This is a genomic window from Acidovorax sp. LjRoot66, assembly GCF_964253305.1.
Classification (GTDB): domain Bacteria; phylum Pseudomonadota; class Gammaproteobacteria; order Burkholderiales; family Burkholderiaceae_C; genus Acidovorax.
The window spans coordinates 1027610-1043024 of the sequence record NZ_CAXUQU020000001.1 but is presented as its reverse complement, the minus strand read 5'-3'; the positions used below and the strand labels follow the sequence as shown (position 1 = coordinate 1043024).

At 68.6% G+C, this 15415-nt stretch carries 15 protein-coding genes; 10 read left to right on the top strand and 5 right to left on the bottom strand.

Going from position 1 to position 15415, the window contains the following annotated elements; translation table 11 throughout:
• Nucleotides 1-56: 56 nt before the first annotated feature.
• Nucleotides 57-725, top strand: coding sequence for a GNAT family N-acetyltransferase (locus tag ACSQ3Y_RS04935; protein ID WP_436176602.1), 669 nt, complete (start codon nt 57-59; stop codon nt 723-725).
• On the opposite strand, the gene ACSQ3Y_RS04930 is transcribed toward ACSQ3Y_RS04935, so the two are convergent.
• The 3 genes from ACSQ3Y_RS04930 to ACSQ3Y_RS04920 are packed head-to-tail and all read right to left on the bottom strand — an operon-like array spanning nt 704 to nt 5536.
• Entirely contained in the window at nt 704-2788 is a 2085-nt protein-coding gene (locus ACSQ3Y_RS04930) for a PP2C family protein-serine/threonine phosphatase (RefSeq protein WP_436176601.1), read from the bottom strand. The two genes, ACSQ3Y_RS04935 and ACSQ3Y_RS04930, sit on opposite strands and share 22 nt — an antisense overlap.
• The gene (locus ACSQ3Y_RS04925; protein ID WP_436176600.1) at nt 2778-4745 is read right to left on the bottom strand and encodes a hypothetical protein; all 1968 of its coding nucleotides are present in this window, start codon (nt 4743-4745) and stop codon (nt 2778-2780) included. The genes ACSQ3Y_RS04930 and ACSQ3Y_RS04925 overlap by 11 nt, the downstream gene beginning before the upstream one ends.
• On the bottom strand, nt 4742-5536 hold the full coding sequence (locus ACSQ3Y_RS04920; RefSeq protein ID WP_436176599.1) for a hypothetical protein: 795 nt from the start codon (nt 5534-5536) through the stop codon (nt 4742-4744). The genes ACSQ3Y_RS04925 and ACSQ3Y_RS04920 overlap by 4 nt, the downstream gene beginning before the upstream one ends.
• 95 nt (nt 5537-5631) lie before the next feature.
• Here ACSQ3Y_RS04920 and ACSQ3Y_RS04915 point away from each other — a divergent pair, with 95 nt between their 5' ends.
• Together ACSQ3Y_RS04915 and ACSQ3Y_RS04910 are read left to right on the top strand one after the other, a co-directional pair.
• Nucleotides 5632-6078: an ATP-binding protein gene (locus ACSQ3Y_RS04915; protein ID WP_436176598.1), complete on the top strand. Its 447-nt coding sequence runs from the start codon at nt 5632-5634 to the stop codon at nt 6076-6078.
• A gap of 194 nt (nt 6079-6272) precedes the next feature.
• Nucleotides 6273-7028, top strand: coding sequence for a diguanylate cyclase domain-containing protein (locus tag ACSQ3Y_RS04910; RefSeq protein ID WP_436176597.1), 756 nt, complete (start codon nt 6273-6275; stop codon nt 7026-7028).
• Between the two features lie 19 nt (nt 7029-7047).
• On the opposite strand, the gene ACSQ3Y_RS04905 is transcribed toward ACSQ3Y_RS04910, so the two are convergent.
• The gene (locus ACSQ3Y_RS04905) at nt 7048-7803 is read right to left on the bottom strand and encodes a hypothetical protein (RefSeq protein WP_428002658.1); all 756 of its coding nucleotides are present in this window, start codon (nt 7801-7803) and stop codon (nt 7048-7050) included.
• Nucleotides 7804-7992: 189 nt separating this feature from the next.
• A complete protein-coding gene (locus ACSQ3Y_RS04900; RefSeq protein WP_436180086.1) occupies nt 7993-9582 on the bottom strand; it encodes a GMC family oxidoreductase in 1590 nt (529 codons plus the stop codon).
• A 129-nt stretch (nt 9583-9711) separates the two neighbouring features.
• On the opposite strand from ACSQ3Y_RS04900, the gene ACSQ3Y_RS04895 reads away from it, so the two are divergent.
• From ACSQ3Y_RS04895 to ACSQ3Y_RS04865, 7 genes are all read left to right on the top strand, one after another.
• The gene (locus tag ACSQ3Y_RS04895; protein WP_436176596.1) at nt 9712-10560 is read left to right on the top strand and encodes a 3-hydroxybutyryl-CoA dehydrogenase; all 849 of its coding nucleotides are present in this window, start codon (nt 9712-9714) and stop codon (nt 10558-10560) included.
• An 83-nt stretch (nt 10561-10643) separates the two neighbouring features.
• Nucleotides 10644-11462, top strand: coding sequence for a crotonase/enoyl-CoA hydratase family protein (locus ACSQ3Y_RS04890; protein WP_436176595.1), 819 nt, complete (start codon nt 10644-10646; stop codon nt 11460-11462).
• 183 nt (nt 11463-11645) lie between these two features.
• The gene (locus tag ACSQ3Y_RS04885; protein WP_007861056.1) at nt 11646-12113 is read left to right on the top strand and encodes a MarR family winged helix-turn-helix transcriptional regulator; all 468 of its coding nucleotides are present in this window, start codon (nt 11646-11648) and stop codon (nt 12111-12113) included.
• Between the two features lie 61 nt (nt 12114-12174).
• Nucleotides 12175-12591: an organic hydroperoxide resistance protein gene (locus ACSQ3Y_RS04880; protein ID WP_436176594.1), complete on the top strand. Its 417-nt coding sequence runs from the start codon at nt 12175-12177 to the stop codon at nt 12589-12591.
• A 3-nt stretch (nt 12592-12594) separates the two neighbouring features.
• Nucleotides 12595-12975: a DUF1304 domain-containing protein gene (locus ACSQ3Y_RS04875; protein ID WP_082603993.1), complete on the top strand. Its 381-nt coding sequence runs from the start codon at nt 12595-12597 to the stop codon at nt 12973-12975.
• Nucleotides 12976-13123: 148 nt separating this feature from the next.
• Entirely contained in the window at nt 13124-14218 is a 1095-nt protein-coding gene (locus ACSQ3Y_RS04870; RefSeq protein ID WP_436176593.1) for a DUF2855 family protein, read from the top strand.
• Nucleotides 14219-14252: 34 nt separating this feature from the next.
• Nucleotides 14253-15284: a serine/threonine protein kinase gene (locus ACSQ3Y_RS04865; protein ID WP_057266476.1), complete on the top strand. Its 1032-nt coding sequence runs from the start codon at nt 14253-14255 to the stop codon at nt 15282-15284.
• Nucleotides 15285-15415 lie beyond the last annotated feature (131 nt).

Sequence of the window (15415 nt, the reverse complement as noted above, 5' to 3'; positions counted from 1 at the left end):
CGCGCGTCCTGCTGCCCGAAGTGGGATTGGGCCAACTGCCCCAAGCGCACACCCGCTTGTTGGAGTCGCAAGACTTCGAGGCGTGGGTGGCCTTGCGCAACACCGTGCTGGCCACGCTGCCCGACCCTGACCTCTATGTGCGCGAGGACGACGAGGCGCGCTTCTTCCAGGCCCACCTGTCCCCCAGCGGCGAAGTCATCGGGGTGTTCGTGGACGACGCCCTGATCGCCTACGCCATGATCGAACTGCCGGGCGAACAGGAGGCCCACAACCTGGGCCATGTGATCGGCCTGGAGCCGGCACAGCAGGGCATGGTGGCGCATCTGTCGAGCTGCATGGTGCTGCCGCAGTGGCGTGGCCGCCAGTTGCAGCGCACGCTGCTGTCGGCGCGCCTGGGCCTGGCGCAGGCCTGCGGACGTCCCTTGTGCATGGCCCTGGTCTCCCTGCTCAACCACCGCAGCCGCCACAACATGCTGCGCCAGGGCTTGCGTGTCGTCTGGACCGGCATGATCGACGGCCTGCATCGCCACGTGGCCATGATCGATCTTGAGCAGGGCATGGACTTTGCGGCCGAGGGGGAGTTGCTGCTGCCCAGCCTGGACTACGAGGCGCTGCGCGCGGCGGCGCTGGCCGGCTACGCCTGCGTGGGCGAGGTGCGCGCACCCGACGGTGCGGTGTCGTTGCGCTACGCGCGCCATCTCGGTCACAACCGCCGCCCCCGGTAGGTCATTGCCACCACCGTGATGTCGTCGGCCTGCGCGGCGCCGTTCTCGAAGCCGCGCACGGCACGCACGAGCTGCTCGGGAATGCGCGCCGTGACCACCTCTCGGGGGTCGCTGACAATGGCTGCCATGGCCACCAGCAGGGCGGCGTCCCCAAAAAGCGCGTTCTCCGCATTGGTGGCCTCGGTCACGCCGTCGGTATAGAGCACGACGGTTTCGCCAGGGGCCAGCGTAACCTCGCCCTCGGTGTATTCCTGCTCTTCCATCACCGCCAGCGCCATGTTCCTGCCGCGCGGGAACAGCGCGGCGCTGGTGCCGGTCAGGCGCACCGGCGGGTTGTGGCCCGCATTCACATAGACCAGCCGCCCGGTGGGCAGGTGCAGCACGCCGTAGAACACGGTGACGAACATCATCTGGTCGTTCTCGGCGCACAGCTGGTCGTTCAGGGCCCGGATGGTGGCGCCGGGTTCGCGCAGAAACAGTGCGTTGCTCTTGAGCAGGGTGCGTGAGATCGCCATGAAGAATGCGGCCGGCACGCCCTTGCCCGACACGTCGGCCACGACCACCGCCAGGTGCTCGTCGTCGATCGGGAAATAGTCGTAGAAGTCGCCCCCTACTTCCTTGGCAGGGATCATGGTGGCCGCGATGTCGACCTCACCTACGTCGGGCGCCGAGCGCGGCAGGATGGACAGCTGCATCTGGCGGGCAATCTCCAGCTCCTGTTGCAGGCTGGCCAGGGTGGCCTGGGTCACCACCGCCGCCTGCAGCTCGCGCAGCAGCTTGAGCAGGCGGCTTTGCTGGTTGGTCACCAGGCCGGACATGCGGCCCAGGATCCCCGCGAGTTCGGCCAAATGGTTGGTCGGCGCGGCGCTGGCGTCGGCCGAGGCATGGCTGGCCGGCGTCTCGGCGCTCGAACCGAGCGCCGCGAGAATCTCCTCGCGCGAGGCCAGGTCCAGGCTGTCGGCCAGGGTACGCAGTTGGTCGCGGATCAGGCGCTCCTGCTGCTGGCGGGTGCGGATGCGCTCCTGGCGCAGGGTTTCGAGGTTGAGCAGTTCCGAGCGGATGGCCACCACGCCGCGCGCGATCTCTCCGGACTCGTCCTCGGCGTCTTCCTCGCCCTGGTCCAGCGAGGCATCGGTGGCGCCGCGCGCCAGCGCGTTGAGCACGCCGACCGAGCGCGCCAGCGGCTCCATCGCATGGCGCAGGTAGACCACGAGGCCTGCCGCCAGCATCGCTGCGAAGGCCAGCGCCGCCGCCAGCGCGGTGCGCGAGAACAGCTGGTCGGCGTAGTGCCGGTCGCTCACGTCCTGCATCCAGACCAGAGCGCCAACGATGCGCGCATCGGGGTTGCGCACGGGCTGGCTGACGATGCGCAGGGCGCGTGGTTCACGGTTGTGGCCTTCCAGCTGCACGGTGACGGCCTGGTTGGAGCGCACGGGGATCGGCGTTTCGGTGGCAGCCAGCACGCCCGCGCGGGTACCCACGGATTCCGCGCCGCGCATGTTGGCCAGGAAGATGTCACCTCCCAGGTAGGTGGCCAGCTCGGACAGCTTGGGGGCCACGTCCTGGCCCACAGCCAGCGCGCCGCCGTCGAAGCCGCGCACCACCACCCACTGGTACTGGCGCACCGCCACCTGGCTGAGCCCGCGCACGGCGCCGCTCTGGCCGATGGCCGAGGCCACCCACCGGACTTCGGCCATCGGCTGCGGATCGATGCCGGGCTCGGTGGTGGCCACCAGCGTGCCCTGGCGGTCGAAGACATCGATGCGCAAGCCTGGTGCGCGCCGAGTCGCGGCCGCAAGCAGCGCGTCGATGCGGGCCCCGGCGCCCTGCGCTGCAAGGTCGCGGATAGCCGCGTCCTCCAGCAGCTGCCGGGCCAGCACGTCCTGGCGGTCGAGGTTTTCGTTCTGCAGCTTGTCCCAGGCGATGCGCTGGTTCTGCAGCAGCACTTCGTCGTAACGCTGCGACCAGCGCTGATCGCTGAGCCAGCCCATCGCGGCGAAGGCAGCGACCAGCAGGGCCATGGCGGCCAGCAGGATGGCGATCAGCCGGTGCTTAAGGTGCATGGTGCCCCCCGGCGCGATCCGCGCCCGCAGCGGCGCGCGCAGCATGCCGGCTGCAAACCATCAGCAGCAACGCAGCCGCTAGCAGCGGCCAGCCGCCGTGCAGGTGGGCGCCCAGAGCGCCACTGGAAACCACGGCGCCGAGGCCCATCGCGGCCCATTGGGCCGCCGACAGCTCGGGCGGCCGGCCCTGGCCCTCGGCAATGCGCGCCAGGCGGCCCAGCGCGACGCCGGTCAGCAGGGCGGCCAGCACCAGCGCCGCATCCTGCAGATACCAGCCCGTGGGCAGCCACCCCGAGGCAATGACCAAGGCCAGCAGGGTGGCTACGGCGGCCACGGCGGTCAGGATGCTCGGGGACGGCATGCGCCCGCGCAGGAACAGCCCGGCCGCCACGCCCAACCCCAGCAGGGGTGCCCAGATGGGGGGCTGCCCCAGCGCATGTACGGCCAGCGCCAGGCCCAGCAGCAAGCCGGCGGCGCCGGACTGGCCCAGCGCCCTGGTGCGGTCGGCCGCGGGCCGGGCCGTTGCGGGCAGGGCGTTGCCGTGCCCCCCCGTGCGGCTGCGCCAGGGGCTGCGCGGTCCGTTCCAGCGCACCACAAAAAAGCCCGCGCACACGGCGGGCAGCAGCAGCGCATAGGCTCCCTGCAGCATGCCCAAGGCGTCCAGCGCCAGACTGCCCAGCGCCGGGCCCAGCCAGACGGCGGTGACGGTCCAGGCGCTCCAGGTCGCGGCGCGCCAGCGCGGCCGGGCATAGGCATATTCGGGCCGGGTGCGTGGCACATGTTCGACGGCCTGGCAGGCGGCCAGCACGGCGCCCGCCACCAGGCCGTGCCAGGCACCAGCCGCCATGGCGAAGGTCCAGGGCAGGCTCGCTGGCAGGCCGCTGGCGCAGGCCATGGCCGTGGCCAGCAGGGCGATGCAGGCGGGCAGCACCACGGTGGGCGCGGGCCAGCGGCGCCAGCGTGTCACGGACCAGGCCGCCGTGCCCGCCACGAAGAAGGTGGCCAGGCTGGCGGCAGTGGCCGGTGCCAAGCCGTGCCATTGCCAGGGTGTTTCGCCTTGCAGATGCAGGCTGCGCAGCCACAGGGTCTGCAGCGCCAGCGCGCTCAACGCCACAAGCAGGGTGACCCAGAAAGCCTGGGCCTCTGCTGCGACCACCCGCACCTGGGCGATACCGTGTTCGGCGAAGCGGTCGTCGGCCTCGGCCTTGGCCAGCAACTGGTCCAGGCGTTCGCGCCGCAGGTGCTGCGGCTCGGTCTGGCGCAGCGAGACGATGAGGCGGCGCACGCGTACCAGCCCTTCGTGCACCTCGCGCACCGCATGGCCCAACTGCTGCACCCGCAGGTCGAACCCGCGCCGTTGCGGCAGCACCACGGTGTTGTCGTAGCGACCCTGGGCGATGGCGCGGCGCGCGCGCCAGGCGGCATGGTTGCGCAGCTCGATGCCCTGGGCCTGCGAAAAGCGCGCGGCCAGATAGGCCAGCAGGGCCAGCAGCCCGATGGCCGGCAACAGCAGGGCGGCTGTGGCACGGGCGAAGGCGGCGGCACCGCTGTCGCGCAAAGCCAGGCGCAGGGTGGCCACGGGAGCGCCACGGACCTGCACAGGCGCCTCGGCCGTGGCACCTGCCGCAGCTGCGTCGCGCGTGACCTCCCAGAGCACCTTGCCGTCGGGCAGCACGAGTGCCACGGCATGGATGTCGGGCTGCGACGCCATGCGCTGCTGGAACAGCGCCTCTACGCCCACCAGGCCGCGCAGCGGGATGCCGGATTCGACGGCGTGGCTGATGCGCACGCTCAGCGACTGGGCCATCAGCTGCGAACGTGTGCGGTCGCTTGCGGCCCGCAGGTCGCGCAACTGGTCATAGGTGTAGATGGACAGGACGCAGGCAGCCAGCAGCAGCAGCACCAAGGCCGTGATGCCCAGGCGGGTCGCGGGGTCGAAAGCGCGGCGCGCGCTCATTCGGACCGCTCGCCTTCGTCCAGGCGCACCAGGCATTCGTCCATGCGCTGGCGAACCTGGGCACTGCGCACCAGTGCCCGCGTCTGCGAGCGCTGGCATTCGATGCGCAACCGGGCCGACTGCGGTTGCAGGGCCCAGAGCGTGGCCAGCCAGCCCAGCAGCGCGGCGATGGCCAGCACCAGCACCGCCATGGCGCCCAGCGTGAGCGTTTGCCCATCGGGCTGCCACACCGCGAGCCGAAAGCGCACGGGCTGGGTCGCATACGTGGCGCTGATGTGGCCCACGACCTCGCCGAAGGCGTTGTGCAGGGGAAGGCCCATGATGGCCTCTCCCGGGAGCGCTGCGCTCCAGATCCGGTCCTGGCGCGCGCCGGCTTCGGCCGCACGTGCCGCACGTGGCTGCAGCGCCTCACCGATGGCACCCCGGTCCGTGCTGAAGAGGGCGATGCCCGCGCGGTCCACCACATCGATGGCGTAAAGCTGGGTGTCACTGGCCAAGGCACCCTCCAGCCGGGGCTGGATGCCGCGGTGGTCGGGCAGGTCAAAGCCCAGCCCGAGGTCGCCCTCGATGGCCTCCTGCAGTTCCACCAGCGTCAGCGACAGGCGCGAGCGCTCTATCTGCGCTTCTTCCTGCGCGCGCACGTCCAGCAGCAGGCTGGTGATCAGTGCGATGCCGGCCAGCACGATGAGCAGCCACAGTCCGGCGAGTTCCCACAGCGCGGCGAGTGTGGGCCTTGCCGCGACGGCGGTGCCGGCGACCTGGGGTGCTGAGGGCGACGAAAGCGTTTGCATGGTCCGGCTCATGCCACAATGCTTCGGCGACCCACCGGACTGCGGCGCAGACAGCGCCCGCAGGAGCAGCCCAAGGTTTCAGCGCGCAGACATCTATGAATCCACCGCTCGAATGGCAGCAGACCCTGCACGGCACCGTTGCCGAGCTTCCCTTTTTCTTCGAGCGGCTGGAGGCCTGGGCGGACGACAACGGGGTGCCGATGCCCCTGGCGTCGTCCTTTGGACTGATGCTCGACGAATTGCTGACCAACGTGGCCATGCATGGCTATTCGGGACAAGGCGGCCTGGTGGAGGTGCATGTGCGCTTTGATGCGCCGGCCCGGCTGCAGGCCGTGTTGCGCGACCATGGGCGGGCATTCGATCCCACCACCTTGGCAGCGCCCGACGTGGGGGCCTCGCTCGATGATCGGGACATAGGTGGCCTGGGCGTGCATTTCGTGCAGAGGTTGGCAGATCGTTTCGAGTATCGGCGCGATGGTGAGGTCAACGAAGTCACGGTATCGCGTTGCCTGCCGGCCGCTGGGGCGACGCAATCACGGTAGGGCCTGCTGACAGGCCCTAGATTGTTAACAAGTGTACGAGCGTATCATCGTGTCCGTCGCGGGGCTGTCGTTTGTGCGCCTCGCTTTGCGCTTTTTGTAACACCCAAACATGCCGTTGTTGCTGTGATTTTCGCGCTGGCACGCGCCTGCAGCAGCCACGAACATGCTGCCTGCCGCCACGAGGAGAACACCCTGTGACCCCTGCCGAGACCGACGACGCCTTCCTGCAACGCCTGTGCGACATCATGCAGCGCATCGCCCAGCAGGGGGACCTGCGCGCCATCGGGCCGCTCATGGACATGACCGGCGAGCGCCCCGAGGAAAGCGTGCAGGCCCGCCTGACCGAGGCCTTCGCCCACATGGTGGTCAAGCTGGAGGCGCGCGAGTTCGAACTCGAATGCCGTATCTCCGATCTGGACGAGACCCGCCGCGAGTTGGAGGCCGCCAACCTGGACCCGCTGACCGGCCTGCCCAACCGCATGATTGCGCGCGACCGGCTGCGCCAGGCGCTGACCGACGCCAACACGCGCCAGGGGCTGCTCACGGTGCTGTTCCTTGACCTGGACAAGTTCAAGCATGTCAACGACACCATGGGCCATGCAGCGGGCGACGAACTGCTGTGCCTGGTGACGCAGCGCCTGCGCGGCTGCCTGCGCGAAGGCGACACCCTGGCACGCCTGGGCGGCGACGAGTTCCTGTGCGTCTTGCCCGGCGCCAGCGCCGAAGACGCACAGAGCGTGGCAAACCGCATGGTGGTGGCGCTGACCGACCGCTTTCAGCTCGCCGTCGGCGGCGCGGACATCGGCACCAGCATCGGCCTGTCGCATTTCCCTGACCACGGGCGCGGCGTGGATGAGCTGATCGCCCACGCCGACGCCGGCCTGTACGAGGCCAAGCGCAACGGCCGCAACCGCTGGTGCTACGCGCCGACCGAAGCCGCAGCGGACTAACCGCCCCGCACCGCCGGGCTCAGTACGGCGGCGCGATCTCGCAGGACATGCCCAGGCTGCGCATCAGCTTGATCCATTCGTAGGGCGTGAGATGGGGCTTCACGCTGTGGAGCACGCCGGTGAACACAGGTGCCGGGGCGTGGGCGCGCATGTCGGCCAGCAGGGCCGTGCGCTCGGGCGGCGACATGAAGGGCACCAGCCAGCGCAGGATGGCCATCATCTCCTCGGGCGGGATGGAGGCGACCAGGGCGTTGTGCACCTCCACCAGTTCCGAGTCGCTGTAGTGCGCCCAGAGCACGCTGTTGTGGGCGGTTTCCTCGGCATGCATGTGCTCGAAGTTGTGGGCGATGAACAGCGCCAGCTGGCGGTACAGCGCCTGGGTGGCCACGGGCCGCGCGGCACGCGCACAGCCCAGCAGCTGCGTGATGCCAGCAGCCAATGCGGCGATGGCGGCCTCGTGCTCAACATGCTCGCTTTCGAGCACGCGGGCCGCGCCCGGTGCCCGGGCTTCGATGGCCGTGTGCACGAAGGTGTTTTCGTGCTGCAGGTGCGAGCGGCACAGGTCCAGCAGGTCCATCACACGTTCGCAGTGGCTGGCGAATTCCTCCTCATCGGTCACGTCCATGCGGCCCAGGGCCAGCAGGGTGTGGGCCATCACGGCGCGCAGGGCCTTGTGGATGCCGGCATACATGTCCATGCGCGGCGCGCTGGGTTGTGCCAAAGGGTTGGTATGGGCCGAGATCAGGGCCGAGATTTCGCGGGGGTCGATGTTCATCGCTTTGCTCTTCTTTCATGCTGCCCTTGCGGGGCGTTGCCACACCGCCTGCAGGAGAGTTCTGGCGGTGTCCGGCCGGATGCACCATGCATCCGCAGCCGATGAAAGAAGTCTAGGAAAGCACTGCGATTTCGCCTGTGAAGAATTTCCGCTTTCAGCGCCCTGCGCCAATCCAGGGCGTGACATCCATCACGCCGCAGCGCGCAGCATGTCCACGGCCTTCTCGGCGATCATCACCGTGGGGGCGTTGGTGTTGCCACTCACGATGCGCGGCATGATGGAGGCGTCCACCACGCGCAGGCCCTGCAGTCCGTGCACGCGCAGTTGCGCATCCACCACGTCGAGCGGGCCCGGCCCCATGCGGCAGGTGCCCACCGGGTGGTAGATGGTGTCGGCGTACTGGCGGATGAACTGCTCGATCTGTGCCGGGGTCTGTGCACCGGCCGATGCAGGCAGCTCGCGCGCACCGAAGCGCGCCAGCGCCGGCTGCGCCAGGATGTCGCGCAGGCGCTGGAAGCCGCGCACCATGCGCTGCATGTCGTCCGCGTCCTCCAGGAAGCGCGGGTCCACCAGCGGCAGGGCCATCGGGTCCTTGGTGGCCAGCGCCACCGAGCCCCGGCTGCGCGGTTGCAGCAGGCACACGTGGGCCGAGTAGCCGTGGCCCAGCACCGTCTTGCGGCCATGGTCCACGAGCTTGCCGATCACGAAGTGCAGCTGCAGGTCGGGCGCGGCCTCGGCCGGGTCGCTCTTGATGAAGCCACCGGCCTCGGCGAAGTTGGTGGTCAGCATGCCGCTGCGGCTGCGGCGCCATTCGAGCACGCCAAGCAGTTGGCTCCACATGCCCGAGGGTGAGATGCCGAACAGGTCCTTGAGCTCGGGCGCGTTCATGACCTGCACCACGTCTGGATGGTCATGCAGGTGCTGGCCCACGCCCGGCAGGTCGTGAAGCACCGGGATGCCATGGCGGTGCAGGTGCGCGCCCGGCCCCACGCCCGAGAGCATGAGCAGTTGCGGCGAGAGCAGCGCGCCGGCGCTCAGCAGCACCTCGCGGCTGGCGCGCACCTCGTGCAACGCGCCACCCTGGCGGTACTCCACGCCCATGGCACGCTGGCCCTCGAACAGGATGCGCGTGGCGTGCGCGCCGGTGACCACCTGCAGGTTGCTGCGCGAAAGGTGGGGCGTGAGGTAGCCCTTGGCCACGCTGTGGCGCTCGCCGTTCTTGTGCGTCACCTGGTACATGCCCACGCCTTCCTGCGTGGCGCCGTTGAAGTCGGTGTTGTGCGGGTGGCCGGCCTGCACGCCGGCCTCGTTGAAGAACTGGCTGAAGCGGTTGGGCGAGCGCAGATCGGCCACGTTCAGGGGGCCACCCTGGCCGTGCCAGGCATCGGTGCCGCGCTCGTTGTGCTCGGCCCTGAGGAAGTAGGGCTTGACGTCCTCCCAACCCCAGCCGGGGTTGCCCTGGGCCGCCCAGTGGTCGTAGTCGGCATGCTGGCCGCGGACGTAGACCATGGCGTTGATGGAACTCGAGCCCCCCAGCACCTTGCCGCGCGGCTGGTAACCCTGGCGGCCATGGAGTGCGGCCTGTGGGGTGGTGTTCTGGCCCCAGCCGTTGAGCTCGAACTTGGCCATCACGGCCAGGCCCGCCGGGCAGTGGATGAGCACGCTCCTGTCGGCAGGGCCGGCTTCGAGCAGGCACACGCGCACGGCGGGGTCTTCGGTGAGCCGGCCGGCCAGCACGGAGCCGGCGGAGCCGCCCCCGATCACGATGTAGTCGAACAACATGTTTTTTGTCTCCAGGCCCTGCGCAAAGCCTTTGCCGCGCCGGGACCCGACAGACCATAACCGAACGGGCGTGCGATTCGGCTTACCATGCTGCCCGTCTGTTTCACTTTGAAGAGAGCTCTCTATATGACGATTCAAACGGTTGGCATCATCGGCGCGGGCACCATGGGCAACGGCATTGCGCAGGCCTGCGCGGTCTCGGGCATCGACGTGGTGATGGTGGACATCTCCGATGCGGCAGTGCAAAAAGGCCTGGCCACGGTGTCGGGCAGCCTGGACCGCCTGATCAAAAAGGAAAAGATCACGGCGGCCGACAAGGATGCAGCACTCGCGCGCATCAAGGTCTCCACCAGCTACGAGGACCTCAAGGCAGCCCAGTTGGTGATCGAGGCCGCCACCGAGAACTACGAGCTCAAGCTCAAGATCTTGAAGCAGGTGGATGCGCTGGTGGCGCCCGAGGTGCTGATCGCGTCGAACACCTCGTCGATCTCCATCACCAAGCTGGCCGCAGCCACCTCGCGTGCCGACCGCTTCATCGGCATGCACTTCTTCAACCCCGTGCCCATGATGGCGCTGGTAGAGATCATCCGCGGCCTGCAGACCAGCGATGCCACGCACGACGCCGTAAAGGCGCTGGCCGAAGCCCTGGGCAAGAGCCCCATCACCGTGAAGAACGCGCCCGGCTTCGTCGTCAACCGCATCCTGGTGCCCATGATCAACGAGGCCTTCTTCGTGCTGGCCGAAGGCCTGGCCACGCCCGAGGACATCGACGCCGGCATGAAGCTCGGCTGCAACCAGCCCATCGGCCCGCTGGCGCTGGCCGACATGATCGGCCTGGACGTGTGCCTGGCCGTGATGGACGTCTACCTCACCGAGTTCGGCGACAGCAAGTACCGCCCCTGCCCGCTGCTCAAGGAAATGGTGGCCGCCGGCCGCCTGGGCCGCAAGACGGGCCAGGGCGTCTATACCTACTGACGGTCCCGGGCGCGCTGTCCCCGCGGCGACGGCGCAACCATTCCATCGGGTTTTCAATCATGGGCAAGGAGACATCCGCGCCCATGACCAGCATCACCCCCACCATGCCCCCAGCCGAAGGCTGCATCGATACCCAGGTGCTCGGCCACGTGCTGCTGATCGGCATCAACCGGCCGGCCAAGCGCAATGGCTGGACACCGCCCATGTTCCGCCAGCTGGCCGAGGCCTATACCCGGCTGGACGACGACCCCGCCCTGCGCGTGGGCGTGCTGCATGCCTTTGGCGACCACTTCACTGCAGGCCTGGACCTGCCGGCCGTCAGCGCCTACATGCAGCGCGGCGAGAAGGCCGTCCCAGAAGGCATGGTGGAGCCCCACGACTACGGCTTGCCCGGCTACCGGCGCCGCACCAAGCCCATGGTGGTGGCGGTCAAGGGCATCTGCTTCACGGTGGGCATCGAGCTCATGCTGGGCGCCGACATCGTGGTCGCGGCGGATGACTGCCGCTTCTCGCAGATGGAGGTGCAGCGCGGCATCATGGCCACGGGCGGCGCCACGCTGCGCATGGCCGAGCGCGCCGGCACCGGCAATGCCCTGCTGCACCTGCTGACCGCCGACGAGTTCGGCAGCGCCGAGGCGCTGCGCCTGAACTTCGTACAGAAGGTGGTGCCAGCAGCCCAGGTGCTTGACGAAGCCCTGGCCATTGCCCAGCGCATCGAGGCCCAGGCCCCGATGGCCGTGGTGGCCACCCGGCTCAACGTGCTCAAGGCCATCGAGCAGGGGCAAGCGGCTGCGGTGGCCGATTTCATCCCGGTACAGAAGCAGTTGGCCAACAGCGAGGATGCAGCGGAGGGCGTGCGCGCCTTCGTCGAGCGGCGCCCTGCCCGCTTCTCGGGTCGCTGAAGGCCAATCCGGCAATGGGCCTGTCACGGATGGTTGCCACCATGGCCTTGCGCGCGCAACTGCGCCGTGCGTGAACAACAGCTTCCACTGAAACTGGCTGCACTGCGCCACAAGACCAACCCAGCAACAAAAGATTACACAATTCAATTGCACACAATTTAATTTCAGGGCACAATTCATCCCATGGCACGCAGCAACCCCTCCACCCACACCCCCAGCCCAGCCCTGCTGCGCCTGGACAACCAGGTGTGCTTCGCGCTGTATTCCGCCTCGCTGGCAATGACCAAGCTGTACAAGCCTCTGCTCGAAACCGTGGGCCTGACCTACCCCCAGTACCTGGTGATGCTGGTGCTGTGGGAGCAGGACGGCGTGACTGTCTCCGAACTGGGCGAGCGCCTGTTCCTCGATTCGGGCACGCTCACCCCTTTGCTCAAGCGCCTGGAAACCTCGGGCCTGATCGCCCGCATCCGTGATGCCCAGGACGAGCGCCGCGTGCGCATCAGCCTCACGGCCCCGGGCCGGGCGCTGCGCGACAAGGCCGAGGCCATTCCGCCCTGCGTGCTCGAAAGCAGCCAGTGCACCCTGCCCGAGCTGACCGCCCTGACCGGGCAGCTCAAGACATTCCGCGATCGGATCCAGCCGCCGCGCTGACTTTTTTTCTTTCCCACCCCGTCCGCATTCAGGACATTCATCCACTGCAAAGGAAGACACCATGACGCAACTCGAAAAAGTCCTCTACACCGCCAAGGCCCACGTGACCGGTGGCCGTGACGGCGCCGCCAAGACCGACGATGGCCGGCTGGATGTCAAGCTGTCCTCGCCTGGCACGTCCGGCACCGGCACCAACCCCGAGCAGCTGTTCGCCTCGGGCTACGCAGCCTGCTTCATCGGCGCCATGAAGGCTGTCGGCGGCAAGATCGGCATCCCCGTGCCCCAGGACGTGTCCATCGACGCCGAAGTCGACCTGGGCCCGATCCCGAACGCCTATGGCATCGCTGCCCGCCTGAAGATCAGCCTGCCTGGCCTGGACCCTGTCACGGCCCAGAAGCTGGTGGACGCAGCCCACCAGGTCTGCCCCTACTCCAACGCCACGCGCGGCAACATCGACGTGACCATCACGCTGGTGTAATCGGTGGCCCGGCTGCTGATTCCCCGCATCGCGGTGGCCCTGGTGGCCATCGAGCATGTGTACATCCTGGTGCTGGAGATGTTCTTCTGGAACAAGCCGCTGGGGCTGAAGACCTTCAACCTGACCCAGGAGCTGGCCGACGCCACCGTGACGCTGGCCGCCAACCAGGGCCTGTACAACGGGTTTCTGGCGGCGGGCCTCATCTTCGGCCTCGCCACCAACAACCGGGTGTTCAAGATCTTCTTTCTGGCCTGCGTGATCGTGGCCGGGGTTTACGGCGGTGCCACCGCCGTGCCCAAGATCTTCTTCACCCAGGCCCTGCCCGCACTGATCGCCCTGGCGCTGGTGCTGACACTGGACAAACCCAAGGCCCGCAACGCCTGAGACGCACCACCGCTACCAGGGCCGCGGCCCTGAACAAAGGCCCGCCGGCCTTGCTGGCGGGCCTTTTTCCATGGGGCGGTGCACCCGTGTGTCGCGCATGCGCCGACGCCTGCTTGAACGCATTGGCAGATTCGTTTAGCGTGCGGCCATGAGCACCACCACCCTCCTCGTGCGCCAGGATGCCCTGGCCCACACCGCCCTGCGCACCACCCAGGAAGTTCCTCTGGCCGATGGCCAGGTGCGCGTGCGCGTCGAGCGCTTTGCGCTCACGGCCAACAACATCACCTATGCCGCACTGGGCGGCATGCTCAATTACTGGCAGTTCTTTCCATCGGACGAGACGGGCTGGGGCATCGTGCCTGTGTGGGGCTTCGGCGACGTGGTCCAGTCCCTGCACCCTGGCGTGGCTGTGGGCGAGCGGCTCTACGGCTACTGGCCCATGTCCACCCACGCCGTGCTCACGCCCGCACGGCTGACCCCGGCAGGCTTTTACGACGGCGCAGCCCACCGTGCCAGCCTGCACGCGGTGTACAACCAGTACGTACGCACCCGCACCGATCCGTTTTACACGCCCGACTCCGAGGAGATCCAGGCACTGCTGCGCCCGCTGTTCATCACCTCCTGGCTGATCGACGACTTCATGGCCGACCAGCAGTTCTTCGGTGCCAAGCGCCTGCTGCTGTCCAGCGCATCGAGCAAGACGGCCTACGGCACTGCCTTCCAGCTCGCGCAGCGGGGCGGCCTGGAGGTGATTGGCCTGACCTCGCCCGGCAATGTGGCCTTCTGCGAAAGCCTGGGCTGCTACGACCGGGTGGTGGCCTACGACGCGCAGGAGCAGATCGAGGCTGCCACGCCCTGCATCTACATCGACTTTGCCGGCAGCGTGGCCGTGCGCGAGGCCATCCACCAGCGCTTTTCCGCGCTGGCCTACAGCTGCGCCGTGGGCGCCAGCCATGTGAACGACCTGGGCGGCGCCGGCCAGTTGCCCGGCCCGCGCCCGACCATGTTCTTTGCACCCGCAAAGATCAAGAAGCGCCGCGACGACTGGGGCGCGCAGGTGCTCAACGAGCGGCTCGTGGCTGCCTGGCAGGCCTTTGCCGCAGCCGTGCAGGCGCCGCCCACCCCCTGGCTGCAGGTGCAGCAGCACCAGGGCCCCGATGCCGCACAGGCGCTGTTTGCCACCGTTCTGGCGGGCGGGGGCGACCCCCGCAGCGGCCACATGGCCAGCCTTCAGCCCTCCTGATCGGCGGGGGCTCCAGCGCGGGGGACAATGGGGCATGAACCGACTGCCCCCGACCGACCCCACCGCCGCCCCCAGCGCCTCTGACCTGCACCCCTACGCGCGCCTGACGCCGGACCAGGTGCTCGACGCACTGGCCAGCGTGGGCCTGTACGGAGACGGCCGGCTCATGGCCCTGTCGTCCTATGAGAACCGTGTCTACCAGGTTTCGCTCGAAGACGGCCAGCGCGTGGTGGCCAAGTTCTACCGCCCCAGTCGCTGGACGGACGCCCAGATCCTCGAAGAGCATGCCTTTGCCGCCGAACTGATGGCGGCCGAGGTGCCGGCCGTGGGCCCGATGGCACTGAACGGCAGCACCCTGCACACCCACGGCGGCTTTGCCTTTTCCGTGAGCCCCTGGCGCGGCGGGCGCGGGCCCGAGCTCGACGACTTCGAGGTGCTCGAGTGGATCGGCCGCTTTCTGGCCCGCATCCACACCGTGGGCTCGGCCCGGCCCTTCACGCACCGCCCTGCGCTGGACCTGCAGGGCTTTGGCACGGCATCGCGCGACTGGCTGCTGGGCCACGACATGATTCCGCTGGACATGCAATCGGCCTGGCGCGAGCAGTGCGAGAAGGCGCTTGCGCTGGTGGCGGCCAGCAGCCTGCAGAATGCCAAGGCCATCCGCCTGCATGGTGACTGCCACCCCGGCAACATCCTCTGGACGCCGACCGACCTGCCCGGCGGCGGTCCGCACTTCGTGGACCTGGACGACGCGCGCATGGGCCCGGCCGTGCAGGATCTTTGGATGCTGCTGTCCGGCGACCGGCGCCAGCGCACGCAGCAGCTCAGTGCCCTGATCGAAGGCTACGAGCAGTTCCGCAGCTTCGACCGGCGCGAGCTGGCCCTGGTCGAGCCGCTGCGCACACTGCGCCTGATCCACTACAGCGCCTGGCTGGCGCGGCGCTGGGAGGACCCGATCTTCCCGGCCACCTTCCCCTGGTTCGGCAGCAGCGACTACTGGCGCGGCCAGGTGGACATGCTGATCGAGCAATGCGAAGCCATGGGCGAAGAGCCACTGAGCGCCTGAAGAAGGCGCATCGCGCAGGGCGATGCAGGGCCAGATCCGTGCGCAAGCGCTGGGAATGCAGCCAGTCTTGCGGCCGGGGAAAGGACCATTGGCGCTTGGGGCCCGAGCGGGCCTCGTATATGCTTGAAGCC

Bases quoted from the DNA above. Each gene is read 5' to 3' on its own strand.
- ACSQ3Y_RS04930 (WP_436176601.1), bottom strand. From the start codon at position 2,788: ATGCACCTTAAGCACCGGCTGATCGCCATCCTGCTGGCCGCCATGGCC.
- ACSQ3Y_RS04925 (WP_436176600.1), bottom strand. From the start codon at position 4,745: ATGAGCGCGCGCCGCGCTTTCGACCCCGCGACCCGCCTGGGCATCACG.
- ACSQ3Y_RS04920 (WP_436176599.1), bottom strand. From the start codon at position 5,536: ATGCAAACGCTTTCGTCGCCCTCAGCACCCCAGGTCGCCGGCACCGCC.
- ACSQ3Y_RS04915 (WP_436176598.1), top strand. From the start codon at position 5,632: ATGAATCCACCGCTCGAATGGCAGCAGACCCTGCACGGCACCGTTGCC.
- ACSQ3Y_RS04905 (WP_428002658.1), bottom strand. From the start codon at position 7,803: ATGAACATCGACCCCCGCGAAATCTCGGCCCTGATCTCGGCCCATACC.
- ACSQ3Y_RS04895 (WP_436176596.1), top strand. From the start codon at position 9,712: ATGACGATTCAAACGGTTGGCATCATCGGCGCGGGCACCATGGGCAAC.
- ACSQ3Y_RS04890 (WP_436176595.1), top strand. From the start codon at position 10,644: ATGACCAGCATCACCCCCACCATGCCCCCAGCCGAAGGCTGCATCGAT.
- ACSQ3Y_RS04885 (WP_007861056.1), top strand. From the start codon at position 11,646: ATGGCACGCAGCAACCCCTCCACCCACACCCCCAGCCCAGCCCTGCTG.
- ACSQ3Y_RS04880 (WP_436176594.1), top strand. From the start codon at position 12,175: ATGACGCAACTCGAAAAAGTCCTCTACACCGCCAAGGCCCACGTGACC.
- ACSQ3Y_RS04870 (WP_436176593.1), top strand. From the start codon at position 13,124: ATGAGCACCACCACCCTCCTCGTGCGCCAGGATGCCCTGGCCCACACC.
- ACSQ3Y_RS04865 (WP_057266476.1), top strand. From the start codon at position 14,253: ATGAACCGACTGCCCCCGACCGACCCCACCGCCGCCCCCAGCGCCTCT.